The following is a 24,165-nucleotide window of genomic DNA, read 5'->3' as shown; positions in this document are numbered from 1 at the left end:
CAAGAAAGAGCGAAACGCCTGTGCTCAGAATCCGCATCATTACCGCTTTGATTCTTGCCCCGATCGCGATAGGAGGGATTTTCTTCCTGCCGCCCCTCGGGTTTGCTGTGTTCACCGGTGTCGCGGTTGCCATCGGTGCCTGGGAGTGGGCCAACATGGCCGGGCTCACCCATCAGGTTGCCCGGGTGGCCTACGGGGTGTTCGTTGCTCTGGTGCTCTATGCCCTGATTCAGACCCAGGCGCTCCCTGTGTTGTGGCTGGCGTTGGTGTGGTGGCTGGCCTGTTTCTGGCTGGTTTCCCGTTACCCCCGTAACACCGAACTGTGGCAAGCGGTTCCGCTGCGGGCACTGATGGGCTTGCTGGTGCTGGTGCCGGCCTGGGTGGGGCTTAACCACATGCGGACCGGGCCGTTCCTGTTTGGGGAGGTGTCTAATAATCACCTGATGATACTGTATGTCTTCTGTGTGGTCTGGGTGGCCGATATCGGAGCTTATTTCGCCGGTCGAGCTTTCGGCAAGGCCAAACTGGCCCCTCATGTCAGCCCCGGCAAATCCTGGGCAGGCGTATGGGGCGGCCTGGTGGCAGTGGCAGCATTGGCGGTGATCGTAAGCCAGTTAGCCGGAGCGACGATGCAGAACACCGTATTGTTGTTGGTGGCGAGCCTGATAACCGGGGCGGTGTCGGTGTTGGGTGACCTGCTGGAAAGCATGATGAAGCGTTTTCGGGGCATCAAGGACAGCAGCCAGCTGCTGCCCGGCCACGGTGGCATCATGGACCGCATAGACAGCCTCACCGCGGCCATTCCCGTGTTCGCATTGCTGGTCACTCAACTGGGTTGGCTGGCGGCAGGCGAACTGTGATGCGCCACCTGACCCTTCTCGGGGCGACTGGCTCCATAGGTCTCAATACCCTGGACGTGGTGCGGCGTCATCCGGACCGGTTTGCGATTTATGCCCTGACGGCCAACGCCAGCGTCGCGGAGATGACTAAACTGTGCCTGGAGTTCCGGCCCCGGGTCGCTGTGATGGCAGATGAGAAGGCGGCGGGCCAGCTGGAACAGGCGCTGTCCTCGGAGCCCGGTATTGAGGTTCGTGGCGGCAAGGACGCTCTTTGTGAGGTGGCCGAGGTGGCTGCTGCCGATACCGTCATGGCTGCCATTGTGGGTGCGGCCGGGTTGCTCCCGACGTTGGCGGCGGTCAGAGCGGGCAAACGGGTGCTGCTTGCCAATAAAGAAGCCCTGGTTATGTCCGGTCAGCTCTTCATGGATGCGGTGATCGAGTCCGGCGCCGAGTTGCTGCCCATAGACAGCGAGCATAATGCGATATTTCAATGTCTGCCGCCTGCGACTGCCCGCGATGTCCGCGCATCCGGGGTGCGCCGTATACTGCTGACGGCCTCCGGTGGCCCGTTCCGCACGCACAGTGCTGAAGCCATGCGCCATGTTTCGCCCCGGGAGGCTTGCGCTCATCCCAACTGGTCGATGGGTCAGAAAATATCGGTGGACTCGGCCACTCTGATGAACAAAGGCCTTGAGATGATCGAGGCGTGCTGGCTGTTCAACACCCGGCCATCGGCAATAGAGGTGCACGTGCACCCCGAGAGCATCATTCATTCCATGGTAGAGTACCTTGATGGCTCAGTGCTGGCCCAGCTTGGCAGCCCGGACATGCGGACGCCCATCGCCAATGGCCTGGCCTGGCCAGAGCGAATCGAGGCAGGCGTCGCCCCGCTGGATTTGTTCGCCCTTGGCAAGTTTCATTTTGAGCGGCCGGATCTCGCCCGCTTTCCCTGTCTGAGGCTGGCCGCCGAAGCGTTTGAGGCAGGCGGCACGGCACCGGCGGTGCTCAATGCGGCCAATGAAGAGGCCGTTGCAGCCTTTCTTGCCGGTAACCTGTGTTTTGCAGATATCGCCCTTATCATAGAGAGAACTCTGGCTGCCGTTGCTGTGGTGCCAGCGGATGATTTCGACACCATTTTTGCCAAAGACCGGCAGGCCCGACTTATCGCCCTCGAACAGATTGAGCAGGGCGTTGGCTGACATGAGAGCACTATGCAACTGATACAAACGATTCTTGCCCTGATAGTGACCCTTGGCATACTGGTCACCATCCACGAGTTCGGCCACTTCTGGGTCGCCCGGCGCTGTGGCGTGAAAGTGCTGCGCTTTTCCGTCGGCTTCGGCAAGCCGCTGTTTTCCTGGTATGACAGCAAGGGTACCGAATTTGCCGTGGCCGCTATTCCGCTGGGCGGCTACGTTAAAATGCTCGACGAGCGGGAAGGCCCGGTGCCGGAAGACCAGCGCCACGAAGCCTTCACGTCGAAGCCGCCGAGCCGTCGGATCGCCATTGCTGCTGCCGGACCGGCGGCGAATTTTATTTTTGCCATCTTTGCCTATTGGTTGCTCGGCGTGGTCGGTTTTACCACCCTCGCGCCGGTGGTCGGAGAGGTCAGCCAGGACTCCATCGCCGGGCAGATGGGCCTGTCAGAGGGTATGGAGATCTATGCCATCGACGGTCACGAAGTCAATTCCTGGCGTGAAATCAACATGCGCCTGCTGGAGCGGGCCGGTGAACACGGCGAAGTCGCTTTCAGTGTGGGCGAAGACGGATCCCGGCGAGCCCTGACCGGTAACCTCGGCGGCTGGCGCCTGAGTGATGACAATCCCAATCCGGTTGCACTCTTCGGCCTTGAGCCCTGGCGGCCGGCCGTACCCGCGGTACTGGGTGAGATTGTCAGTGGTGGCCGGGCCGAAGCGGCGGGTTTGCAGGCAGGCGATCACGTGACGGCGGTCAATGGCGACCCCGTTGCGGACTGGTTTGAACTGGTGGAATACATTCAGGGTGCTCCGGAGCAAACCCTGACGCTGACGATCTCCCGTCAGGACAACGTCATATCCGTGCCGGTGACGCCCGCTGTACGGGAAGGTGAAGACGGCGAACCTTCCGGTTTTGTGGGCGCCGGTGTCAGTCAGGTCGGCTGGCCCGATGACATGCTGCGCGATATCAGCTTCGGTCCGCTGGCAGCGATCCCCAATGCCGTCTCGGAAACCTGGGCCGACACCCGCCTGACCTTTGTCGCGATCCACAAGATGATCACAGGCCTGTTGTCACCGACGAATCTGAGTGGCCCGATCACCATTGCCCGGGTGGCGGAGGCCAGTGTCAGTTCCGGTTTTGAAGACTTTGTCCGCTTCCTTGCTTACCTGAGTGTGAGCCTTGGCGTGCTCAACCTGCTGCCGATACCGGTTCTTGATGGTGGTCATATTGTTTATTACACAATCGAAGCTATCCGCCGTAAGCCGCTCTCAGAGCAGGCTCAGGCCTTTGGTTTGCGGATTGGCATGGCTCTGATTCTCACTTTAATGGTGTTTGCTCTTTACAACGACCTGATGCGGTTGTGAGAATTGCCACCTTCCTACGCGCGTTTACAGGCGAATTAACTGAATGAGACGTTCTCTGATAGGCATGGTGTTTGGTGTGCTGGCAACGGTTTCGATTATCCAGCCGGCCCACGCCGATGAGTTTGTGGTTACCGATATTGAAGTAGAAGGTCTGCAACGGGTTTCTGCGGGCAGCGTATTTTCGGCTTTTCCGGTTGATATTGGTGAGTCGCTTGATGAGTTGGAACTCGCCGAAGCCATCCGCACCCTTTTCCGTACCGGCCTGTTCACCGACGTTGAAGCCAGCCGGGATGATGGCGTGCTGATACTGAATGTCCGGGAGCGTCCCGCCATCAGTTCCATCGAAATCGAAGGCAACAAAGCCATTGACACCGATATGCTGACCGATGCGCTTAACAGCGCCGGCCTGCAGGAAGGGCAGGTCTTTCGCCGTGCCACCCTGGAGCGCCTCGAGCTTGAGATACTGCGCTCCTACGTAGGGCAGGGCCGCTACAACGCCCGTGTCAAGGCAACCGCGGAAGATCTGCCGAGGAACCGGGTCGCCGTCCGGCTTGATATCAACGAAGGCGATGTCGCCGCCATCGAGCACATTAATATCATTGGCAATGACGATTTCAGTGACGAGCAGTTGCTGGACCTGTTTGAGCTTCAGACCAGTGGCCTCTGGGCTTCCCTGACCAATTCCGACAAGTATGCCCGAGAGCGCCTGAGCGGTGACCTTGAAACCTTGCGCTCTTTTTATCTCGACCGCGGGTACCTTGATTTCAGCGTCGAATCCAGTCAGGTCTCTATCTCTCCGGACAAGCGCAAGGTATTCATCGCGCTGGCTGTCAACGAAGGGCCGCAGTATACGGTTTCCGAAGTCAACCTGCGGGGCGAGCTGATCATCGAGGAAGAAGAATTCCGGAAGCTGATCAAGATTGAAGAAGGCGATATTTTCTCGCGCGGGCAGGTCACCAATACCTCCGAGCTCTTATCCCGTCGTCTTGGTACGGAGGGCTACACCTTCGCCAACGTGAACGCAGTGCCGGAAACCGGTCCCAACAACACCGCCTCGATTACCTTTTTTATTGAGCCCGGCAAGCGCGCCTATGTGCGCCGCATCAATTTCGAGGGCAATGTCTCGACCCGGGATGAGGTGTTGCGTCAGGAAATGACCCAGATGGAAGGGGGTGTCGCCTCTACCGATCGAATCGAGTTTTCCAAGACCCGCCTCGAGCGACTCGGCTATTTCCAGACCGTGGACGTCCAGACCGTTCCCGTGCCAGGCACCGACGATATGGTTGACGTGAACTACTCGGTGGTTGAGCAGCCCACGGGAAGCCTGTCGGCATCGGTCGGCTTCTCCCAGGTATCCGGTGTGATTCTCGGGGCCAATATTTCCGAGAACAACTTCTTTGGCAGCGGCAAGCGGGTATCCATCGGGGCCAACTTCAGTGATTCCATCAAGAGCGCCAACTTTTCTTACACCAACCCTTATTACACGGTTGATGGTGTTAGCCGCGGTTTCAGTCTGTTTGCCCGGGAAACCGACTTTGAAGAGCAGGATATTTCCTCCTTCCTGCTGGATGAGTATGGCGGCCGTCTGACCTTTGGTTACCCCATCGATAACATCACCCGACTGAACTTCGGTGTCGGATACACCCTCTCCAAGATCAAGGCTGGCAGCTTTACCTCGCTGGAAATACTTGATTTTATCGAGAATGAGGGCGACAGCTTCAACAATTACTTCCTGACCGGTTCCTGGCGTCGCAGTACCCTGAACCGGGGCGTGTTGCCAAGCGATGGCTACAGTCTGAGCCTTTCAGCGGATGTCGCCGTACCGGGCAGTGACCTGACCTACTACAAGCTCAATCATCGGGCGGAAATTTATCAGCCGCTGAATGACAACCAGACCTGGGTCCTCCGGGCCCGCGGTGATCTCGGCTTTGGTGGTGGCTACAGTGGTCGCGATGTGATGCCGTTCTATGAACACTTCTTTGCGGGCGGTTATGGGTCTGTTCGGGGGTTCCGGGCCAATTCCCTCGGCCCGCTTGCGACCAATAGCCCGAATGATTTTTCCGACCCGGACCCGTTCGGGGGTAGTATCCTTACTGAGGGCAGTCTGGAGCTGATTTTCCCGACCCCCTTTGCCGGCGACACCCGGTCCATGCGGACAGCGTTCTTCCTGGATGGTGGGCAGGTTTTTGACTCGGACAGGGGTTTTGATCCGGATGTGGGTGAAGTCCGGTTCTCGGTCGGTATCGGCTTCCAGTGGATCACTGCGGTCGGCCCGCTGGCGTTCAGTCTGGCGCAGCCGTTGAACGATAAGAGTGGCGATGACACCCAGATATTCCAGTTCTCGCTGGGCCAGAGTTTCTGATCGCTGACAGACGTGGTGATTAGCCAATAACCCAATAACAAGGAGATCGGAGCGATGAACAAACCGAGAACAGTGGCCGCCATAATGGCTGTGTTGTGCGCGGTACCGGCTTTTGCTGAAACGCGTATTGGCGTTGTAGACCTTCGTCAGGCGCTATTTTCTTCCACCGATGCACAAGTCTTCAGTGATCAGCTACAGAAGGACTTTGCTGACGACGAGGCAACGGTTCGCGCTGCCCAGGATGAAGCTCGCAAGCTCAAGGAGCGGCTCGAGAAAGACGGTGCCATGATGAACGAATCCGAGCGCACAAAATTGGGTTCGCAATTTCAGGAGAAAGTGAAAGAATTCAACTTTCTCAAACAGCGCCTTGACGCGACGGTAGCGGGCAGGAAACAGAGTTTCCTGGAGAAAGCCCGACCGGAAGTGGACGCGGCCGTGAAGGAACTGCTCGATGAGAACGATCTGGACCTTATCCTGCCAAGCGAGGCGGTGGTGTATGCCAAACCGGATATGGATCTGACCTCTGCGTTGCTTGAAAAACTGAATCAATAATTGCGTTGTCCGGTGTCCGGACGCTTTGTTTGATGCCCGGTTAGCCAGTATGAATGGGAGCATTCAATGAAACCGAGTTCCTACCCGCTGGGGGCCATCGCCGAAGCGCTCGGCGCTGAACTGCAGGGTGATGCGTCTACCGAGATCACCGGCCTGGCGACCCTTCAGGCAGCGCAGCCGGGGCAGCTGTCGTTTCTCTCCAATCCGTCCTATGCCCATTTCCTTTCCGGGACCAAAGCGTCGGCTGTCATCCTCTCACCGGCCATGGCGGAGCATTGTCCGACCAATGTCCTGTTACTGGCGAACCCGTATCTCGGCTATGCTCACATAAGTCATTGGTTTGATTCATCGCCGGTCAATGAGCCGGGTATCCATCCGAGTGCGATTGTTGATCCATCGGTGTCGATACCGGAATCTGCTTCGATTGGCCCGCTGGTGATTATCGAGCAGGACGTGGTGGTTGGTGAGCGGGTGGTGATTGGCCCGGGGTCAGTCATCGGCGCTCGCTGCCGTCTCGGCGACGATTGCCATCTGCGGGCGCGGGTTACCCTTGCCCACGATATCGTGATGGGGGCCCGCTGCCATATCCTGAGCGGAGCCGTGATCGGTTCGGACGGTTTTGGGTTTGCCAATGACAAAGGCGTCTGGCACCGGATCGCCCAGATTGGTCGGGTGGTCCTCGGTGATGACGTAGAAGTCGGCGCCAATACCACCATCGATCGGGGCGCCCTGGATGACACCGTGATCGGCAACGGCGTCAAGCTGGACAATCTGATTCAGATCGCCCACAACGTCAGCATTGGTGATCATTCCGCAATGGCCGCCTTTGTCGGTATTGCGGGCAGTACCAAAATAGGCCGGCATTGCGTTTTTGGCGGTGCCTCCGGCGTAGCCGGACATCTGGTCATTGGTGACCAGGTACAGTTAACAGGAATGACGCTGGTAACCGGGCATATTCCCGAACCGGGCGTTTACTCTTCTGGCACCAGTGCTGATACCAACCGGCAATGGCGAAAAAATGCAGTTCGTTTCCGTCAGCTCGATGCCATGGCACGCAGGCTGAGAGAACTGGAAAAGAAAATAGAGGGCTGAGGCCAAACCTGATGATGCATATTGAAGAAATTAAGGAATATCTGCCACACCGCTACCCGTTTCTGTTGGTAGATCGTGTGCTGGAAGTGGAGGAAGGGAAGTCGATCGTCGGCTACAAAAACGTGTCAATTAATGAGCCATTTTTTGACGGTCATTTCCCGGGCAAGCCCATCATGCCAGGCGTCCTGATTGTGGAGGCCATGGCCCAGATATCGGGAATTCTCGGGTTTTTGATGGTTGACAAGAAAGCTTCGGATGGCGCGATACACTTGCTCGCCGGGACCAATAAGGTGCGGTTCAAGCGCCCGGTCGTGCCCGGAGACCAGTTGATCCTCGAGTCGACATTTCTCTCCCGCAGGCACGGTATCTGGAAATTTGACTGCCGTGCCCTGATTGGTGACAAGGTGGCGTGTGTGGCAGAAGTGATGACCGCTGAGAGGGGCGTTTGATGTCGCCACAACATTGGTCGGGAGTTCATCCTCAGGCGATTGTTGAACCGTCTGCGAAGTTGGCAGACAACGTAACCGTAGGCCCCTGGAGCTATATCGGTGCGGATGTGGAGATCGGCGAGGGTACGGAAATCATGTCCCACGTTGTCATCAAGGGCCCGACGGTGATCGGTCGGAACAATCGCATATTCCAGTTTTCAAGTGTCGGTGAGGAATGCCAGGATAAAAAATACGCTGGCGAACCGACTCGACTGGTGATCGGGGACAACAACATCATCCGGGAAAGCTGCACCATTCATCGTGGCACCACCCAGGATCGTGGTGAAACCCGCATTGGCACGGGCAATCTGTTTATGGCCTATGTGCACGTGGCCCACGACTGCGTGATCGGGGACAACACCATCCTCGCCAATTGCGCGACGTTGGCCGGCCACGTTGTCGTGGGGGACTGGGCAATTCTGGGCGGTGGCACCATGGTCCATCAGTTCTGCCATATCGGAACCCACAGCATGAGCGCCGGCGGCAGCATCGTACTGAAAGACATTCCCGCCTACGTTATGGCCAGTGGCCAGTCCGCATCTCCCCACGGGATCAATGTTGAAGGGCTCAAGCGCCGGGGCTTTGGCAAAGAATTTCTGCTGACGCTGCGTCGGGCCTATAAGGTCATCTACCGTCAGGGCCTGACGACCGAGCAAGCCATGGAAGAGCTTGAAAAAGCCTACGGCGACGTTGCTGATATCAAGCCGCTGATCGATTCCCTACGCAGAGCGGATCGGGGCATTGTCAGGTAGTGTCAGAGTCAGAGCCCAGCCCCGAAGTTGTCAGTCGCCGGAAGATAACCTTCGGTATTGTTGCCGGTGAAGCATCCGGTGACATACTGGGCGCCGGTCTGATCCGCTCGCTGAAGCTGCGGTACCCCAATGCCCATTTTGCGGGCATCGGCGGGGAAGAAATGCAGGCCGAGGGTTTCCATTCGCTGGTGCCGATGGAGCGTCTTTCGGTTATGGGTCTGGTGGAGGTGCTGGGCCGCATTCGTGAACTGTTTGATATCCGCCATCGCTTGCTGGATTACTTCCTGACCACTCCGCCAACTGTTGTGATCGGTATCGATTCCCCGGACTTCACTCTCGGGCTGGAACGCCGCTGCCGTGATGCCGGCATTGCGACTGCCCATTACGTCAGCCCGTCGGTCTGGGCATGGCGCCAGAAGCGTATTTTCAAGATTGCCAAATCCGTTGACCTGATGCTTACCCTGTTTCCCTTCGAAGCCCGCTTCTACGAAGAGCACAACGTGCCGGTAGCCTTTGTCGGGCATCCGCTGGCGGATCGTATCCCCCTTGAACCCGATACCGAGGCCGCACGTCGCGCGCTCGAGCTCAACAGTGATGCGCCGGTGCTGGCGATCTTGCCCGGCAGCCGACAGGGTGAAATCGAGCGCTTGGGCACCTTGTTTCTTGAAGCTGCCCGCTGGATCCAGACCCGCCGGCCAGACCTTCAGCTGGTGATTCCCTGTGTGAACCGTGAACGCCAGAAGCAGATCAGGGAACTGGTCGAGGCGCTTGCCGTCGAGTTGCCGGTGACGGTTGTACTGGGCCGCTCGCGAGAAGTCATGGGTGCGGCCGATGTAGTATTGCTGGCTTCCGGCACCGCAACCCTTGAGGCCATGCTGCTTAAAAAGCCGATGGTGGTGGGCTACCGACTGTCAGCAGTCAGCCACGCCATACTTTCCAGAATGGTCAGGATTCCCCATGTGGCGTTGCCGAATCTGCTGGCCCGGGAAGCCCTGGTGCCGGAGCTGCTGCAGGCTGACGCAAGCCCGGAAACATTGGGTGCTGCGGTACTCGAGCGGCTTGAAAACGAGGTTGAGCGCATGCGACTCAAAGTGGCCTTTACCGACTTACACCTCCAGCTACGGCAGAATGCTGACGAGCGGGCTGCCACTGCCATCAGCGAGCTGGTCGAGCGGAGATCAGCGCAGTGACCGGGATCGTGAAGAACACCAGCAAAAAAGTGCTGCCACCTTTCGTCAGCCGCTACCAGGGCTGGAAAGTCGCCGGCGTGGATGAGGTCGGTCGTGGCCCTCTGGTGGGCGCTGTGGTGACGGCGGCTGTCATTCTGGACCCCGAGCGCCCGATCCCGGGGCTGGCAGATTCCAAGAAACTCAGTGAGAAACGCCGCGAAGCGCTGTTTGATCAGATTATCGAACGCGCTGCGGCCTGGAGCCTTGGCCGCTGTGAAGCAGACGAAATCGACCGGTTGAACATTTTCCAGGCCACCATGGTGGCCATGGAACGCGCGGTTTCAGGCCTGGCAATTGCCCCTGAACATGTGTTGGTGGACGGCAACCACTGCCCGCGCTGGGCCTGGGCATCCGAAGCGGTGGTCAAGGGTGACAGCCGGGTTGCGGCCATCAGCGCCGCTTCCATCATCGCTAAAGTCACCCGGGACCGGGAGATGCAGAGACTCGAGGCGGAATATCCCGGCTACGGCTTTGCGCAACACAAGGGTTATCCGACTCCGGTTCACTTGGTGGCGCTCAATGAACTGGGTGCCACCCCCCACCACCGAAAATCCTTCCGGCCGGTGCAGGAGGTGATTGATCGCATGGGAATGAGGGCCGCACCCGTAGCTGAAGAACTGACCTATTCGACCGATCTGTTTGCGGATAGTGATTGACAAGGGCGAGGCGAATCCTTAGTATACGCGCACGTTGATCAAGGGCGTTTCGAAAGAGGCCTTGGTAGACAAACAGTTTGTTGCGGGGTGGAGCAGTCTGGTAGCTCGTCGGGCTCATAACCCGAAGGTCGTAGGTTCGAATCCTGCCCCCGCTACCATATTTAAGAAAGGCAGATCAGTTTACTGGTCTGCCTTTTTTGTTTTTTCAGCAGCGCCCCGCCGGGTCAGAAAACTCTTGGTAATACCAATTCCCAATCGATGCCACCGATGGCATCTTCCTCTGCGCGAAGACGTCCACTGAACTGCTCTGCAATAAATTCCACAATCGTAAGTCCGAGCCCCTGTTCAGGCGATCGGCTGTTTTGTGGCCACCGGTTGCCATGACCGCGATAACCACCATAGGATATGGCGCACTGACGAGAACGTCCTCCTCTTCTTCTACCATCTGTTTTACTCGTTCTCCCCCCGCATATCCATAAGGGCCTCGCCTATGGCGATGCTTGCCGGGCAGCCACGCCTTAACCACGACCCTGTTTTACGACGCGGAAGGCCGTCAGGTCGACGTCCATATGGGCGAGTTGTCCAACGCCTGCCAGGATGGGCAGCGGCCAGCCCTGAAGTCAACTCAGAAGATCCGGGCGAGGCTTGTAGGTCGGTTTTTTCCAATCTTTGCCGTTCAGTATGACGTTCCAGTACAGCCATGGAAACAAGCTGCGTTTCATGTGCCAGTACACGGCGCGGGGTACCCGGGGGTCCAGAGGAAACGACGGCACGATTTCCCCGTCGTACCGGAACTCGGCAAGCATGACTTTGCCGTTCTCTGTGGTTAACGGGCACGCGCCATAGCCATCGTATAGCTCTCCGTCACCGCCATGCCCCAAGTCGTGCAACAGCGCACTGACAACCACGGGAAACTGTCTGCGCACCGCGGCCGCTGTTTTGGCATTCGGTGTGTTGGTGCAGTCACCCAGGCCATAAATGTTGGGGTAATCGGTATGCCGCAGGCTGTGCTTGTCCACGGTGACCCAGCCAGCATCGCCGGACAAGGGACTACGTTTGATGAAATCGGGCGCGGATTGCCCGGGTACGACGTGTAACATGTCGAATGAGCGTTCGGTTTTACCGTCTGCGGTTTCAAAGATAGCGGTTTTGGCAGGCCCGTCCACCGCCACCAGGTTGTGGCCAAAATGAGTGTTAATGCCGTAATCGGCAACGACCTTGTCCAACGCTTTGGCGTAGGCCGGTACACCAAACATCGCGGCACCCTGATTGTAAAAATGAACGTTCGCCGAGATGCCTTTTCGGCGCCAGTGATCGGCACTGAGGTACATCGCTTTTTGCGGTGCACCGGCGCATTTTATCGGCATCGGGGGTTGGGTAAACAGAGCGTTACCACCGGAGAATGCCTGGGTCAGCTGCCAGGTGTATGGCGCCAGATCAAACCGATAGTTCGAGGTTACGCCGTTAGCCCCCAACGTGTCGGACAACCCCGCAATGGAATCCCAGTCCAGCTGCAGGCCTGCAGCGACAACCAGATATTTGTATTCAACCGCTTTTCCGGAGCCGAGTGTGACCTGATTATGGGCGGGCTCAAACGACGTTACCGCGTCTTTGATCCAGGTGGCCTTCTCCGGCATATGGTCTTGCTCCGGGTGACGGGTTTGCTCGGCTGACATTGCGCCACCGCCGACCAGTGTCCAACCGGGTTGATAGTAATGGTCATCACTGGGCTCAATGACCGCCACATCCAGATCCGCGTGCGCCCTGAGCAGTCCTGCGGCTACTGACAGCCCCGCTGCACCTCCACCAACAATAACAACAACATGGTGACCGGGGCTTGTTTGACTGGACATGGTTGACCTCTCCTGGGCTTGACAGACATGGGCGAATCCTATATCACATAACGATCTAAGCTTAGATCATTAAAAATTCAGTGCAAGGAATAATTTTATGCTCTTTCGCCAACTCTTCGATAAAACCTCCAGTACCTACACCTACCTGATCGCGTCCGGTCGCGGTCGGGAGGCCGTCATTATTGACCCTGTCAAAGAGCAGTTGTCAGCTTACCTCGGACTGATAGAGCAGTTGGATCTCAAGTTGGTTCGGGCTATCGACACGCACACCCATGCTGACCACGTAACGGCCCTTGGCGACCTGCGAAATCAAACCAGCTGCATTACGGTAATGGGCGAATTCACCAAAGCAGACTGTGTGTCAGAGCATGTATCGGAGGGCGATAAAATCGAGCTGGATGGCATCCAGTTAGAGGCTATTTATACGCCGGGGCATACCGATGAATCCTTCAGCTTTCTGTGGCGACAGAGCCATCAGCAGGCTGTGTTTACCGGCGATGTGCTGTTGATCCGGGGGAGCGGCCGGACGGATTTCCAGGGTGGGGACCCCCGTAAAAGCTACGACTCCATCGTCAACAAACTGTTCCAGTTAGACGAGGACACCCTGGTTTATCCGGCACATGACTATAAAGGTATGATGTGCTCGTCGATTTTCGAGGAGAAGTACTTCAATCCACGGCTGGCGGGAAAATCCGAGGCCGAGTACGCCGAGATCATGAACAACCTCAACCTGCCGGACCCGAAGATGATGGATGTGGCGGTTCCCGCTAACCTTGCGTGTGGCCAGGCAAATTGAAGGTGTACGGGCGATTGTACCTCAAGGTCGGACAGCGGCAGTCCGGCCTTGACGTAGCACCTTTGCGTCACCGGTCATCGTTACCATGGTTCGCTAATGGCCGCGTTTGACTTTGCGCTGTTAAAACAATTGCGGGCAGAAGGGTCAGCCAGCCGGTCGGAGGATCTGCTTGCGGGCATCATCACGGCCATTCTTCTGGTTCCCCAAGGCATGGCTTACGCGATGCTGGCAGGTTTGCCGCCAGAGATGGGGCTGTATGCTTCGATTGTTCCACCGGCTGTTTATGCCCTGTTTGGCAGCAGCCGGGCACTCGCGGTCGGACCGGTCGCGGTCGCGGCACTGATGGTCGCTAACGCATTGACACAGCACTACAGCGGTGAAGACCAGAGTGCAGTATTTGCCGGCGCGATGATCCTGGCAGCCGAGACCGGCTTGATCCTGGTGTTGTTGGGAGTGCTCAGGCTCGGGGCGCTGGTCAGCTTTATCAGTCATCCGGTGCTGTCGGGCTTTACCACGGGCGCCGCGATTCTGATTATCACCAGTCAGCTGAAGCATCTGAGCGGGATTGGACTTGAGCGAGGCGATGCGCTGACGACAGTGGCTGCTTTCCTGCAGCGCCTGGATGAGAGTCACACGCCGACCCTGTTGTTTGGTATCGGCGCGATTGTATTGCTGATGCTTGCACGCAAACCTCTGACAACTCTGCTTACCTCTGCGGGGCTGTCGCAGCGGGTGGCAACCATCACCGGGCGCACGGTGCCACTGGTCATTGTGATCGGCGCAACCGTCATCGCTGCGTTAACCAAAGCGGATAGCTACGGGTTATCCGTGGTAGGAGACATCCCGGCGGGCCTGCCGGTTCCGAGTCTGGGCTTTTTCAACGCCGAAGGCTGGGCTGCCTTATTGCCGTCGGCTGTCCTGATCGCGCTGGTGGGCTACGTCGAGAGTGTCTCGGTGGCGAAGGTTCTGGCCGCGAGGCGCCGTCAGAAGATTAATGCCAATCAGGAACTCACGGCACTGGGCTTCAGCAATATCGCGGCGGCGATTGCCGGCGCGATGCCGGTGGCGGGTGGCTTTTCCCGGTCTGTCGTCAACTTTGAAGCCGGTGCCAGAACCCAGCTCGCTGCCATTGTCACCGCTTTTCTGGTTGCCATCGTGGCGCTTTTTTTCACCGGTTGGTTCTATTTTCTACCCGACGCGATCCTGGCGGGAATAATTGTCGTTGCGGTCACCCAGTTGATCGATATTGCCGGTGCGCGAGCTATCTGGCGTTATGACCGTGCCGACGGTGCTGCATTGATTACCACAGCCATGGCCGTTCTGATTCTGGGCATTGAGTCCGGCCTGGTCATTGGTATCGTGCTATCGCTGGCGTTGTACCTCTGGCGCACCAGCCAACCTCACATGGCGGTGCTCGGTCAAGTCCCGGGCACCGGGCACTTTCGCAATGTTAACCGGCATATTGTGGATACGCTGCCCAGGGCATTGATTGTCCGGGTGGACGAAAACCTCTATTTCGCCAACGCGGGTGCCGTTGAAGACTATTTGATGCGGCATATCAACGCGAGGCCGGAGATCAACGCCGTCGTATTACTGATGTCGGCGGTGAGCTACATCGATGCCAGCGCCCTGGAAATGCTGGAACATCTGGAACAGGATCTTCGTGCCTCGGGCATTACGATGCATCTGGCCGAGGTGAAAGGCCCGGTGATGGATCGCCTGCGGCGTACCAGCTTTGGCCAGGAACTGGCCGCTGACCGAATCCATCTGTCTGCAAAAAGTGCCTGGGATACCTTGACCAACTGATCTGCCCGCCTCACAACACTGTATAAACAGCCAGCACCTTTATCTGCACCGGGAGCGGCAATAATAGGCGGCCGTGGCGTTTTTGGTCGTCTCGGTGTCGTAATGGTTCAACCCGACCATCGCAAACACGGTCACATTAATGCTATCGACAACCCGGTAGGGGGAGATAGCAATGGCCGTTAAATTCGAACAGGAATTTCCGAATTATCTGCAACAACGGGCGAGTGCCGCCCGGCAACCCGACAGCGTCGACCAGTCTGATCGCCGCGTGCCCATCAACCTGCGTCAGTCCGGCCCGACACCGGTGGAGATGTTGATTTCCACCCGGGTTCGCAAGTCGCCTTACTGGCACCTGGCTTATGAAGCTGGCTGCTGGCGGGCCACGGTTTACAACCGTATGTATCACCCCAGAGGTTATGTCCGTCCGGAGGACGGCGGCGCCATGGTGGAGTATGAGTCCCTGATCAACGACGTCACCATGTGGAACGTGGCGGTTGAGCGCCAGATTCAGGTCAAGGGTCCGGATGCCGAACGCTTCGTGAACTACGTGATCACCCGGGATGCCACCAAGATAAAACCCATGCGTGGCAAGTACGTGATCCTGTGTAACGAGGATGGCGGCATTCTCAACGATCCGGTGCTGTTGCGGATTGCTGAGGACGAGTTCTGGTTCTCACTCTCCGACAGTGATCTGGAATTCTGGCTGCGGGGTGTGAATATCGGTATGGGCTTCAATGTCAGTATTGCAGAGATCGACGTGGCCCCGGTACAGATTCAGGGGCCCAAGTCCGAAGCCCTGATGGTCGACCTGTTCGGCGAGCAAGTGAAGGAAATCCCCTTCTATGGCCTGATGACCGGTCAGGTTGCCGGGCACGATGTCATCGTTTCCCAGACCGGTTTTACCGGTGAAAAAGGCTATGAAATTTACCTGAAGGATGCGACCCGGTACGCCGAGGATCTCTGGTACGCGGTGCTTGCGGCGGGCGAGCGCCATAACCTGCGGGTAATCGCCCCGGCCCATCATCGCCGGATCGCCGCGGGCATTCTCTCCTGGGGTCAGGACATGGATCAGGAAACGCTGCCGTTCCAGTGCAACCTGGCCTATCAGGTACCGCGCAATAAAGAGGCCGATTACATCGGTAAGCAGACCCTGGAGAAAGTGCGTGAGCAGCTTGATGCAGGTCGTCCACCCTTCAGTCACATCATGGTGGGCATCCGTTTCGGCGGGGGCAAAGTGACCGATTACGCCAACGATTTCTGGCTGATCAGCGCACCCGAGGGCGGTGATCCCAAGGGTTATGTCACCTCGCCCTGGTACTCTCCGGAGCTGGAAACCAACATTGCGCTCGCGTTTGTGCCTTTTGACCTGCGCAGTCCTGGCACCCGTCTTACCGTGCACCTGCCAGCGGAGTATGCCGCTGCCGACGGCGCAACGGAGGTGGACGCTGAGGTGGTAGACGTGCCCTTCCGGCCGTCGGTGAATCCTAATGCCCGTGAGCGGGCGCGGGCAAAAGGTATCGATTTCGCCGACTAGCGACGGGCCACGGGTTATGAATCTGTTGAGCGAAACAAAAGTGTTCAGTCCACGGGACGACGAAACGGAGGCCCGCCTGCAGGCGTTGGTGCGTGCAGCTTCTGTGGAAGCGACACCCCGGCAGATACGAACAGCGGGCCACCTGCCGGATCTGTTGCCGATGGGTACCTGTGTGTATGTGCCGTTTCTGCCGAAAGGGCAGTTCTGCCAGACCCTGGACCCTTGACGACCTGGTCCGGGCGCTCGTGCAGTATTGTCTGGACAATCCGGATACCTTGATCAGGGGTATCCACCTGTTTCCATTTGGCGGCCTGCGCCAGTCGGCGCAATGGCTTCAGCAGCACAGCGGATCCCTGGAGGATCAGAGGGGGCGGTTCCATGAGTCTTCGGTACAGTGAGCTAAAATACGCAACGCAGGTTCCGGCCAAGTTGCTGCCGCCAGGATCGCCAGACATCGAGATTGCCCGATCGATTAAGCCCCTGTCCATCCTGCTGCTCGCCCAGCAGCGATTCGGCTTGCCGGCCGAGAGTCTGGTACCCTTTGGTCATTACAAGGCCAAGCTGGATATGGCGTATGTGGACACCTCCGACACTGCACCTTGCGGCAAGCTGGTACTGGTCACCGCCATCACCCCGACCCCGGCAGGCGAGGGTAAGACAACCACCAGCGTCGGGCTTAACGATGGCCTGAACCGTCTCGGTGTGCGCTCGTCGGTGTGTTTGCGGGAACCGTCCCTGGGACCCTGTTTCGGAATGAAGGGCGGTGCCGCCGGCGGTGGTCGGGCCCAGGTGATTCCGATGGAAGACATCAACCTGCATTTTAATGGGGACTTCCACGCCATTACCACGGCCCACAATCTGCTGGCGTCCCTGATTGACAATCATATTCATTGGGGCAATGAAACCGGCCTCGACCCGCGCTATATAAGTTGGCGACGGGTCATGGATTTGACCGACCGATCCCTGCGCAACATGGTGTGTGGCCTGGGCGGCGCTGCCCATGGCGTGCCCCGGGAAACAGGTTTCGACATTACCGTATCCTCCGAGATCATGGCAATTCTGTGCCTGGCGGACGGGCGCTCGGACCTGAAACAACGGCTGGGTAACATCATCGTCGGGAGACGCACTGATATGACGCCGGTCACCGTCCGTGACCTTGGCATGGAAGGCTCGCTGACGGTGTTGCTGAAAGAGGCGCTGCAGCCGAACCTGGTGCAGAGCCTTGAACACAATCCGGTCTTTATCCACGGGGGGCCCTTTGCCAATATTGCCCATGGCTGCAATTCCGTGGCGGCTACCCGTGCCGCCCTGGCCCTGAACGATGTTGTGGTCACTGAAGCCGGGTTCGGTGCCGATCTGGGGGCGGAAAAGTTCATTGACATCAAGTGCCGTCACACCGGCTTGAGACCTGACGCGGCGGTGGTTGTCTGTACCGTCCGCGCGCTCAAGATGCAGGGCGGCGTACCCCGCAGCCAGCTTGCAGTGCCTGACCTGGCGGCGCTGCGTGAGGGCGCCGCCAATCTGGAGCGGCATGTCCGCAACCTGCAGCAGTTCGGCCTGACCCCGGTGGTTTGCATCAACCGGTTCCCGGACGATACCGAAGAGGAACTCGCGCTCGTGCAGTCCATCAGTGAGGGGCTGGGTGTCAGGGCGATACCGGCAGACCACTGGGCAAGTGGGGGCGAGGGCGCCACCGAGCTGGCCCAGGCGGTGCTCGACCAGATCGGAAAGGGCAAGCCGGAGATAAAATTGCTGTATGAGGACAGTCTGCCGTTGGCCGACAAGATCCAGACGATCGCCACCCGGATATACCATGCCGGGAGCGTGGAGTTCACGCCATTGGCCAAACGACAGATCCAGGAGTACGAGAGCCTGGGCTTCGGTCATCTACCGGTCTGTATCGCCAAGACCCAGTACAGTTTCTCTGCGGATCCGTCGCTTCGGGGCGCCCCTTCCGGTCATATGCTACCGGTAAGGGAAGTGAGACTGGCAGCCGGTGCCGGGTTCGTGGTGGCGGTGTGCGGTGACATCATGACCATGCCGGGCCTACCGCGGCGTCCTGCTGCGCTGGATATTGCGCTGGATGAAAATGGCCTGGTGGTGGGATTAACCTGAGGTGGTTTCTTCGCCTACGCCGGTATGTTTGAAGGATTTGAAAGTACCGTAGGTCGGTTCGCTGCGGGCGCGTCTGAGCGCCTGCAGCGATGAGGAATGCAGGCTCTGCAGGATGTCCTCAGGAGCGTCACCCGGAGTTTCCGCTGCACAGGCTGTCATGCGTTCATATTTGGGTGCCTGCCCCATGGTTTTGCGGTAGCAGCGGCTGAAATGAGTCGCCGAGACAAACCCGCACATGGAGGCAATTTCCACAATCGAGCAAGAGGTTTGTTTCAGCAGACGGCGGGCGCGGTTCAGACGCACCCAGAGGTAATATCGGGAGGGCGTGCAGCCCAGATGTTTCAGGAACAAACGTTCAAGCTGCCGGCGAGAAATGCGTGTCAGCGTTGCCAGCTCCTGCAGCTCAATGGGTTCCTCAATATTGGCTTCCATCAACTGGGCCGCCTCGGCCAGCTTGGGTTGGGCGCATACCAACTGTGGGCGCATGGGCATGGGCTGTTGTTCGCGCTCTTCTCTCACCCGGTCACAGACAAACATGTGGGAAATCCCGTTGGCGAGCTCCTGACCATGTCGGCGGGCGAGAAAGCTGAGCATCATGTGCATGGGCACGGTGCCGCCGGTGCAGGTCATCCGTTCCCGTTCAACCGTAAACAGCCGATTATTGGTCTGGACCCGGGGGAAACCTTCTTGCATCGCTTCGAGACATTCCCAGTGGGCGCTGCAGGAGTGGCCATCCAGCAGCCCCGCACTGGCCAGGACATAGGGTCCGGTGCAGACGGCCCCCAGCAACACCCGCCTGCGCCCCATCTGTTTCAGCCAGTTGATCTCCTTACGGGAGAAGCTGTGAACGACATCCACGCCGGCGACGACAATCACCAGATCGAAAATGTGAGCTTCCCGGAGGGAAGCGTCCGGCAGCATGGTAATGCCATCACTGGCCCGGGCGGGTTCGCCCTCAGCGGTAAGCAACTTCCAGGAGTAAAGTTCGGAGCCCGCCAACTGATTGGCCATCCGCAGCGGCTCAACGGCTGTCGCCAACGCGATCAGGGTGAAATTATCGATCAGCAGAAAGCCTACCCGGTAGGGCACTTGAGTGGGCCTGTTTGCGAGCGAGCCTGTATCAGCGGTCATGTGCAACCCCCTTGCCCCGCCTGGGCCTGTTGTGGCTGCCGGTACCCGGAATGTCCGTGTCGACCACCACAACCTCAACACTAGCTGTTGCACCTCAATAGTGCAATAAGTGATCAGTTACAGTGTGGCTTCATTCTAAGGTGGTGGTCAGGACGCCAATGGTCCATATGCGACATTGTGGGTTCCAGGATGGCCTCCACGCGACTTTGAAACCTGTCGCAAATCATCTTTTCGGTGTCGCCGGCAAGCATGCGACCGGACACTGGCTGAGCTATTGTTGAAACAAGCCCCTATGGAGGAGTGCCGGAATTGGCCATCAGTGTGTTTGAACTGTTCAAGGTAGGCATTGGTCCTTCCAGCTCACATACCGTGGGCCCCATGGAGGCAGCACGGCGGTTTGCCGACGCTTTGGCGAGAGAAGGACTGATGGCGTCTGTGTGTCGGGTGAGGGTTTTCCTGTACGGCTCTCTCGGAGCTACGGGCAAGGGCCATGGCACTGGCCCGGCTGTGATGATGGGGTTGCAGGGTGAACGGCCTGACCGTATCGACCCCGAAGAAATGCCGGATTGCCTTGAGCGAATCCGGGGCAGCGAAACCCTGTTGGTGGCAGGGCACCACGCTATTCGGTTCCGCGAGAATAGCGATCTGGTCTATTACCGGCGTAAATCCCTGCCGGACCATCCCAACGGCATGATCTGCCAGGCGTTCGATGATAATGGCCAGTGCCTGTACGAAAAAACCTATTACTCGGTGGGCGGTGGGTTCGTTGTGGATGCCACCACCAAAGGCATCCCCACTATTCGCGAAGACGATACGCCACAGCCATACCCTTTCGGCAGCGGCAAGGCGCTGCTGAGCCTGTGCCGGGAAGGGGGACTGACAATTGCCGATATCATGTACGCCAATGAACAGGCCTGGCGCACACCGGATGAGATTCGCGGCGGTATCCTGGAACTCTGGCGGGTGATGCGGGCCTGCGTACAGAATGGTATTGCCCATGAAGGAGAGTTGCCAGGCGGCCTCAAGGTCCGACGCCGTGCCGCGTCGCTCTACCGTTCGCTGATGGATAAGCAGCGGGTGGATCTGATTTCACCGTCCCTGAGCGCCCTGGACTGGGTGAATCTATATGCCCTGGCCGTCAACGAGGAAAACGCCGCCGGCGGACGTATTGTAACAGCGCCAACCAATGGCGCAGCGGGCATTATTCCGGCTGTACTTCACTATTACTGGGAGTTCTGCCCCCAGGCGGATGAAGACGGTATTGTGCGCTTTATGCTGACCGCCGGGGCGATTGGCGTGCTATTCAAGGAAAATGCATCCATCTCCGGCGCTGAAGTGGGCTGCCAGGGCGAGGTTGGTTCGGCCTGTGCCATGGCTGCGGCCGGTCTGGCTGCGGCGACTGGCGGTTCGCCTGAACAGGTGGAAAACGCTGCCGAAATTGGCATGGAGCACCACCTTGGCATGACCTGCGACCCCATTGGCGGGCTGGTGCAGATTCCCTGTATCGAGCGCAATGCCATGGCCTCGGTGAAGGCCATCGACGCCGCCATCATGGCCCTGCGGGGTGATGGCAAGCATTACGTTTCGCTGGATAAAGTGTTGCACACCATGAGGGAAACCGGCCGCGATATGCTGGACAAGTACAAGGAAACTGCAAGGGGAGGGCTAGCGGTCAACATCATTGAATGCTGACCGTCAGGCGCGGCTGGCGAGAACTGGTCACGACTTGACCCGTTCGTTGTCCGGATCAAACAGGGCGCGGTAGCCCACCGCCTCGATACGGATTGGGTAGTGCTCCTGGAAGTACTCGAGGGCCAGTTCCCGGCCTTCCTGGGCATAGTCCACCGGAATATATCCCAGCAGGATGATTTTGCCCACAGAGGGGCCCCAGACTACGCTGGTGTTATAGGAGCGGCGGCCGTGGCTGTCCACCAGTACCTCGCCGGTCTGAGGGTCGAGAATCGGCCACTGGCCAACCGGATACCGCAGTACACCATTGGCGTCCCTGTGTTCCGTCATGGTCATGGTGCAAAGATACGCCGCCTGGTTGGGCCAGCCCCGCTGTTCCAGATAGGCGGCCTTGCCGTGGAAATCCGCGTCTTTTACCTTGGGCCGTTGCAGCCCGGCTTCATAAAGGTTGTATTCGGTTTCCAGGTCCACGTTCTGCAGGCGCAGGCTCTTCTCCAGGCGCCGGGTATTGGCGTAGGTTTCGATGCCCACCGGGGTAACACCGGCCTCAAACAGCAGGTCCCAGATTCGCACACCATAGCTGAACGGGAAGTAAAGCTCCCAGCCCTGTTCACCGACGTAGGAGATCCGGAAGGCCCAGACCGGCACGCCCCCGATGTCCAGTTCCCGTGCGGTGGCAAAGGGGAAATTCTCTGGCGACAGTTCCTCGGGTTCAGTGACGAACTGCGCCAAGGTTTCCCGGGCCTTCGGTCCCCAGAGCCCCAGGGTCGCCAACTCGTCGGTGCGGTCCTGCAGGCGGAAGTTGTGCAGACCTTTATCCCGGGCCATGCGGGTGATCCAACAATAGTCCCGGTGACCGGTGTCGCCGCCACAGACTACCCGGTAGTCGTTATCGTTCCGTCGGATGATGGTCAGGTCGGAGCGAATACCCCCTCGGGCATCCAGAAAATGGGTATAGACGCCTTTGCCATGGGGCGTGGTGCCGCCCACCCTGGCCACCGACAGGTATTCCAGCAGCGCTTCCGCGTCAGCGCCGGAGATGTCGAAAATGGCGAAGTGGGACAGGTTGATCATGCCCACGGATGCGCTCATTTCCAGTTGCTCGGCGTTGGATACTTCCCAGAAATGCCGGGCGTCCCATTCGTGTTCCCGCACCGGGATGCGATCGCGGTATTTTGCCAACAGGGTTGCCTCATTGGCGGCGTAGCCATGGGCTCGCTCCCAGCCGGCGACTTCCATGAAATAGGCGCCCAGTTCTGCCTCTCGCAGGTAAAAAGGGCTGGTGCGCAGCTTGCGCCCGGTCATATAGGGCTCCCGAGGATGAATCGCCGGGGTGTAGATCTTCTTGGCGGTTTCGTAGCAGCGGTTGTAGACGAAATCCGGTGTTTTCTGCAGCGGGTAGTGGCGGGCGATATCCACACTGTGGGGATCCATCTCCGGCGAGCCATGGGTCATCCAGTCTGCCAGTATCTTGCCCGCCCCGGGGCCGTCCTTGACCCACACCGCTTCGCAGAACCAGAGATTGCGTACTTCCGGGGATTCCCCTATCAGGGAACCGCCATCGGGTGTCACCGACAGCAGGCCGTTGAAGGAGTGCTTTTCCTCCCAGCCCAGCTCGCCCAGGATCGGGGTCATTTCAATGGCTTTTTCGTAGGCGCTCATTACCTGATCCAGTGAAAGGTCCCGCATGGAGGGTGACATCCGTGCCTCGCCGGGCTCGGCAATGGCGCCGGGGTAGACCAGCCGTGGGTTTTCGGCTTCGTAGTAGCCCCATTCGATACGACCACCTTCGGTGGTGGTGGGATCCCCGGTGTCCCGCACGTAGGCAGAGTTGCCCTGGTCGCGGAACAGCGGATAGACGATCTGCTTGCCGGTGCCGGCCAATTCCTCGCAGGGGCCGAAGAACAGCAGGGGGTGCTCCAGCGGCATCAACGGCAGGGGTGCCTTGGCGGTGTTCGCCATCAACGGGCCCCAGATACCCATGGAAAGCACCACGTATTCGGTTTCGATGTAGCCCTTGTGGGTGTCAACGCCGCGCACCTGGCCATCCCGGACATCGATACGGATCGCCGGGGTGTAGGCAAAAGCCTGCAGTTTGCCGGTGGCGACCGCTTCCGCCACCAGGTCGCCCGCTACTTTCTGGGAGCGAGGCACCACAAGCCCGGCGTCCGGGTCCCACATGGCGCCCTGGATCCGGCTTTCATCCAGAAGGGGGAACAGTGCCTTCGCCTGCCTGGGTGAAATCATGCTGACATTGGTGCCAAAGGCTTTCCCGGAACCTACCTTGCGGCGCAGTTCGTCCATGCGTTCATCGTCATCAACGCGAGCGACTTCCATGCCGCCGCACTTGACATAATTGCCACGCTTCTCATAAAAGACCTGGCTGTATTTGGTGGTGTAGATGTTCAGTTTGTCGTGGGAGGTGGTGAAGCAGAAGTCCGAGGCGTGGGAAGTCGAGCCGATATCAGTGGGAATGGCGGATTTTTCCAGCCCCACAATGTCATCCCAGCCCTGTTCGATCAGGTGGTGGGCGACCGAGGACCCAACGATACCGCCCTGGCCAATGATCACGACTTTTGCACGTTTCGGTAGTTGTGTCATCTTGCGCCCCTTTCTGCACAATGAACGCCTGTTTGCTCCGGTATGCCGGGCACGGCTTTGCTTCAATGTGGCTCTGATCCAGCAAGGCCGATAAATCCAATACGACATG

Annotated in this window: 19 protein-coding genes, 1 tRNA gene and 1 pseudogene; 18 read left to right on the top strand and 3 right to left on the bottom strand. The window is 58.6% G+C overall.

Annotation, left to right across the window (positions count from 1 at the left end; all coding sequences use genetic code 11):
- Positions 1–20: 20 nt before the first annotated feature.
- From F6Y09_RS14070 to F6Y09_RS20585, 12 genes and pseudogenes are all read left to right on the top strand, one after another.
- A complete protein-coding gene (locus F6Y09_RS14070; protein WP_152207569.1) occupies positions 21–860 on the top strand; it encodes a phosphatidate cytidylyltransferase in 840 nt (279 codons plus the stop codon).
- A complete protein-coding gene (gene ispC / locus F6Y09_RS14065) occupies positions 860–2,038 on the top strand; it encodes a 1-deoxy-D-xylulose-5-phosphate reductoisomerase (RefSeq protein WP_152207568.1) in 1,179 nt (392 codons plus the stop codon). Before F6Y09_RS14070 ends, ispC begins: the two co-directional genes overlap by 1 nt.
- Positions 2,039–2,050: 12 nt before the next feature.
- The gene (rseP, locus tag F6Y09_RS14060) at positions 2,051–3,400 is read left to right on the top strand and encodes an RIP metalloprotease RseP (protein ID WP_152207567.1); all 1,350 of its coding nucleotides are present in this window, start codon (positions 2,051–2,053) and stop codon (positions 3,398–3,400) included.
- A 43-nt stretch (positions 3,401–3,443) separates the two neighbouring features.
- Positions 3,444–5,762 (top strand): outer membrane protein assembly factor BamA, encoded by a 2,319-nt coding sequence (gene bamA, locus F6Y09_RS14055; RefSeq protein WP_152207566.1) that lies wholly within the window; start codon positions 3,444–3,446, stop codon positions 5,760–5,762.
- 54 nt (positions 5,763–5,816) lie between these two features.
- Positions 5,817–6,314, top strand: coding sequence for an OmpH/Skp family outer membrane protein (locus F6Y09_RS14050; RefSeq protein WP_152207565.1), 498 nt, complete (start codon positions 5,817–5,819; stop codon positions 6,312–6,314).
- 66 nt (positions 6,315–6,380) lie between these two features.
- The gene (gene lpxD, locus F6Y09_RS14045) at positions 6,381–7,406 is read left to right on the top strand and encodes a UDP-3-O-(3-hydroxymyristoyl)glucosamine N-acyltransferase (RefSeq protein WP_152207564.1); all 1,026 of its coding nucleotides are present in this window, start codon (positions 6,381–6,383) and stop codon (positions 7,404–7,406) included.
- Positions 7,407–7,417: 11 nt separating this feature from the next.
- A complete protein-coding gene (fabZ, locus tag F6Y09_RS14040; protein ID WP_152207563.1) occupies positions 7,418–7,855 on the top strand; it encodes a 3-hydroxyacyl-ACP dehydratase FabZ in 438 nt (145 codons plus the stop codon).
- Entirely contained in the window at positions 7,855–8,646 is a 792-nt protein-coding gene (lpxA, locus tag F6Y09_RS14035) for an acyl-ACP--UDP-N-acetylglucosamine O-acyltransferase (RefSeq protein ID WP_152207562.1), read from the top strand. Before fabZ ends, lpxA begins: the two co-directional genes overlap by 1 nt.
- Positions 8,646–9,836 carry a lipid-A-disaccharide synthase gene (gene lpxB / locus F6Y09_RS14030; protein WP_179959425.1) on the top strand — a complete coding sequence of 397 codons (1,191 nt, stop codon included), beginning with the start codon at positions 8,646–8,648 and terminating at the stop codon, positions 9,834–9,836. The genes lpxA and lpxB overlap by 1 nt, the downstream gene beginning before the upstream one ends.
- A gap of 29 nt (positions 9,837–9,865) precedes the next feature.
- A complete protein-coding gene (gene rnhB, locus F6Y09_RS14025) occupies positions 9,866–10,531 on the top strand; it encodes a ribonuclease HII (RefSeq protein ID WP_246180558.1) in 666 nt (221 codons plus the stop codon).
- 81 nt (positions 10,532–10,612) lie between these two features.
- Positions 10,613–10,689, top strand: a tRNA-Met gene (locus F6Y09_RS14020).
- A 348-nt stretch (positions 10,690–11,037) separates the two neighbouring features.
- Positions 11,038–11,121 (top strand): annotated as a pseudogene (locus F6Y09_RS20585) (TlpA disulfide reductase family protein); the annotation flags it as partial.
- Between the two features lie 30 nt (positions 11,122–11,151).
- Here the strand turns inward: F6Y09_RS20585 and F6Y09_RS14010 are convergent.
- Entirely contained in the window at positions 11,152–12,384 is a 1,233-nt protein-coding gene (locus F6Y09_RS14010; protein WP_152207561.1) for an NAD(P)/FAD-dependent oxidoreductase, read from the bottom strand.
- Between the two features lie 97 nt (positions 12,385–12,481).
- On the opposite strand from F6Y09_RS14010, the gene F6Y09_RS14005 reads away from it, so the two are divergent.
- The 5 genes from F6Y09_RS14005 (at position 12,482) to F6Y09_RS13985 (ending at position 18,635) form a co-directional block, all read left to right on the top strand.
- Entirely contained in the window at positions 12,482–13,180 is a 699-nt protein-coding gene (locus F6Y09_RS14005) for an MBL fold metallo-hydrolase (protein WP_152207560.1), read from the top strand.
- A 96-nt stretch (positions 13,181–13,276) separates the two neighbouring features.
- Entirely contained in the window at positions 13,277–14,986 is a 1,710-nt protein-coding gene (locus F6Y09_RS14000; RefSeq protein WP_152207559.1) for a SulP family inorganic anion transporter, read from the top strand.
- Between the two features lie 172 nt (positions 14,987–15,158).
- Positions 15,159–16,520, top strand: a complete 1,362-nt coding sequence (locus F6Y09_RS13995; protein ID WP_152207558.1) for a glycine cleavage T C-terminal barrel domain-containing protein — start codon at positions 15,159–15,161, stop codon at positions 16,518–16,520.
- 16 nt (positions 16,521–16,536) lie between these two features.
- Positions 16,537–16,746: a hypothetical protein gene (locus F6Y09_RS20580; protein ID WP_246180544.1), complete on the top strand. Its 210-nt coding sequence runs from the start codon at positions 16,537–16,539 to the stop codon at positions 16,744–16,746.
- Positions 16,747–16,898: 152 nt separating this feature from the next.
- Positions 16,899–18,635: a formate--tetrahydrofolate ligase gene (locus F6Y09_RS13985; RefSeq protein ID WP_152207557.1), complete on the top strand. Its 1,737-nt coding sequence runs from the start codon at positions 16,899–16,901 to the stop codon at positions 18,633–18,635.
- Here F6Y09_RS13985 and gbdR read toward each other — a convergent pair.
- Complete coding sequence (gene gbdR, locus F6Y09_RS13980; protein ID WP_152207556.1) at positions 18,627–19,766, bottom strand: choline metabolism transcriptional regulator GbdR; 1,140 nt, start codon at positions 19,764–19,766, stop codon at positions 18,627–18,629. The genes F6Y09_RS13985 and gbdR overlap by 9 nt on opposite strands.
- A 309-nt stretch (positions 19,767–20,075) precedes the next feature.
- On the opposite strand from gbdR, the gene F6Y09_RS13975 reads away from it, so the two are divergent.
- Positions 20,076–21,458 carry an L-serine ammonia-lyase gene (locus F6Y09_RS13975; protein ID WP_152207555.1) on the top strand — a complete coding sequence of 461 codons (1,383 nt, stop codon included), beginning with the start codon at positions 20,076–20,078 and terminating at the stop codon, positions 21,456–21,458.
- A 27-nt stretch (positions 21,459–21,485) separates the two neighbouring features.
- Here F6Y09_RS13975 and F6Y09_RS13970 read toward each other — a convergent pair whose 3' ends face one another.
- Positions 21,486–24,056 carry a GcvT family protein gene (locus tag F6Y09_RS13970; protein ID WP_152207554.1) on the bottom strand — a complete coding sequence of 857 codons (2,571 nt, stop codon included), beginning with the start codon at positions 24,054–24,056 and terminating at the stop codon, positions 21,486–21,488.
- Between the last annotated feature and the right edge of the window lie 109 nt (positions 24,057–24,165).

Source organism: Marinobacter changyiensis (assembly GCF_009193265.1).
GTDB classification, from domain to species: domain Bacteria; phylum Pseudomonadota; class Gammaproteobacteria; order Pseudomonadales; family Oleiphilaceae; genus Marinobacter; species Marinobacter changyiensis.
The sequence above is the reverse complement of the archived record's forward strand: the minus strand, read 5'-3'. Positions and strand labels throughout refer to the sequence as shown.

Bases quoted from the DNA above. Each gene is read 5' to 3' on its own strand.
- rseP (WP_152207567.1), top strand. From the start codon at position 2,051: ATGCAACTGATACAAACGATTCTTGCCCTGATAGTGACCCTTGGCATA.
- F6Y09_RS13995 (WP_152207558.1), top strand. From the start codon at position 15,159: ATGGCCGTTAAATTCGAACAGGAATTTCCGAATTATCTGCAACAACGG.
- F6Y09_RS20580 (WP_246180544.1), top strand. From the start codon at position 16,537: ATGAATCTGTTGAGCGAAACAAAAGTGTTCAGTCCACGGGACGACGAA.
- gbdR (WP_152207556.1), bottom strand. From the start codon at position 19,766: ATGACCGCTGATACAGGCTCGCTCGCAAACAGGCCCACTCAAGTGCCC.
- ispC (WP_152207568.1), top strand. From the start codon at position 860: ATGCGCCACCTGACCCTTCTCGGGGCGACTGGCTCCATAGGTCTCAAT.
- F6Y09_RS14005 (WP_152207560.1), top strand. From the start codon at position 12,482: ATGCTCTTTCGCCAACTCTTCGATAAAACCTCCAGTACCTACACCTAC.
- F6Y09_RS13985 (WP_152207557.1), top strand. From the start codon at position 16,899: ATGAGTCTTCGGTACAGTGAGCTAAAATACGCAACGCAGGTTCCGGCC.
- fabZ (WP_152207563.1), top strand. From the start codon at position 7,418: ATGATGCATATTGAAGAAATTAAGGAATATCTGCCACACCGCTACCCG.
- F6Y09_RS14010 (WP_152207561.1), bottom strand. From the start codon at position 12,384: ATGTCCAGTCAAACAAGCCCCGGTCACCATGTTGTTGTTATTGTTGGT.
- F6Y09_RS13970 (WP_152207554.1), bottom strand. From the start codon at position 24,056: ATGACACAACTACCGAAACGTGCAAAAGTCGTGATCATTGGCCAGGGC.
- lpxD (WP_152207564.1), top strand. From the start codon at position 6,381: ATGAAACCGAGTTCCTACCCGCTGGGGGCCATCGCCGAAGCGCTCGGC.
- lpxA (WP_152207562.1), top strand. From the start codon at position 7,855: ATGTCGCCACAACATTGGTCGGGAGTTCATCCTCAGGCGATTGTTGAA.
- F6Y09_RS14050 (WP_152207565.1), top strand. From the start codon at position 5,817: ATGAACAAACCGAGAACAGTGGCCGCCATAATGGCTGTGTTGTGCGCG.
- F6Y09_RS14000 (WP_152207559.1), top strand. From the start codon at position 13,277: ATGGCCGCGTTTGACTTTGCGCTGTTAAAACAATTGCGGGCAGAAGGG.
- bamA (WP_152207566.1), top strand. From the start codon at position 3,444: ATGAGACGTTCTCTGATAGGCATGGTGTTTGGTGTGCTGGCAACGGTT.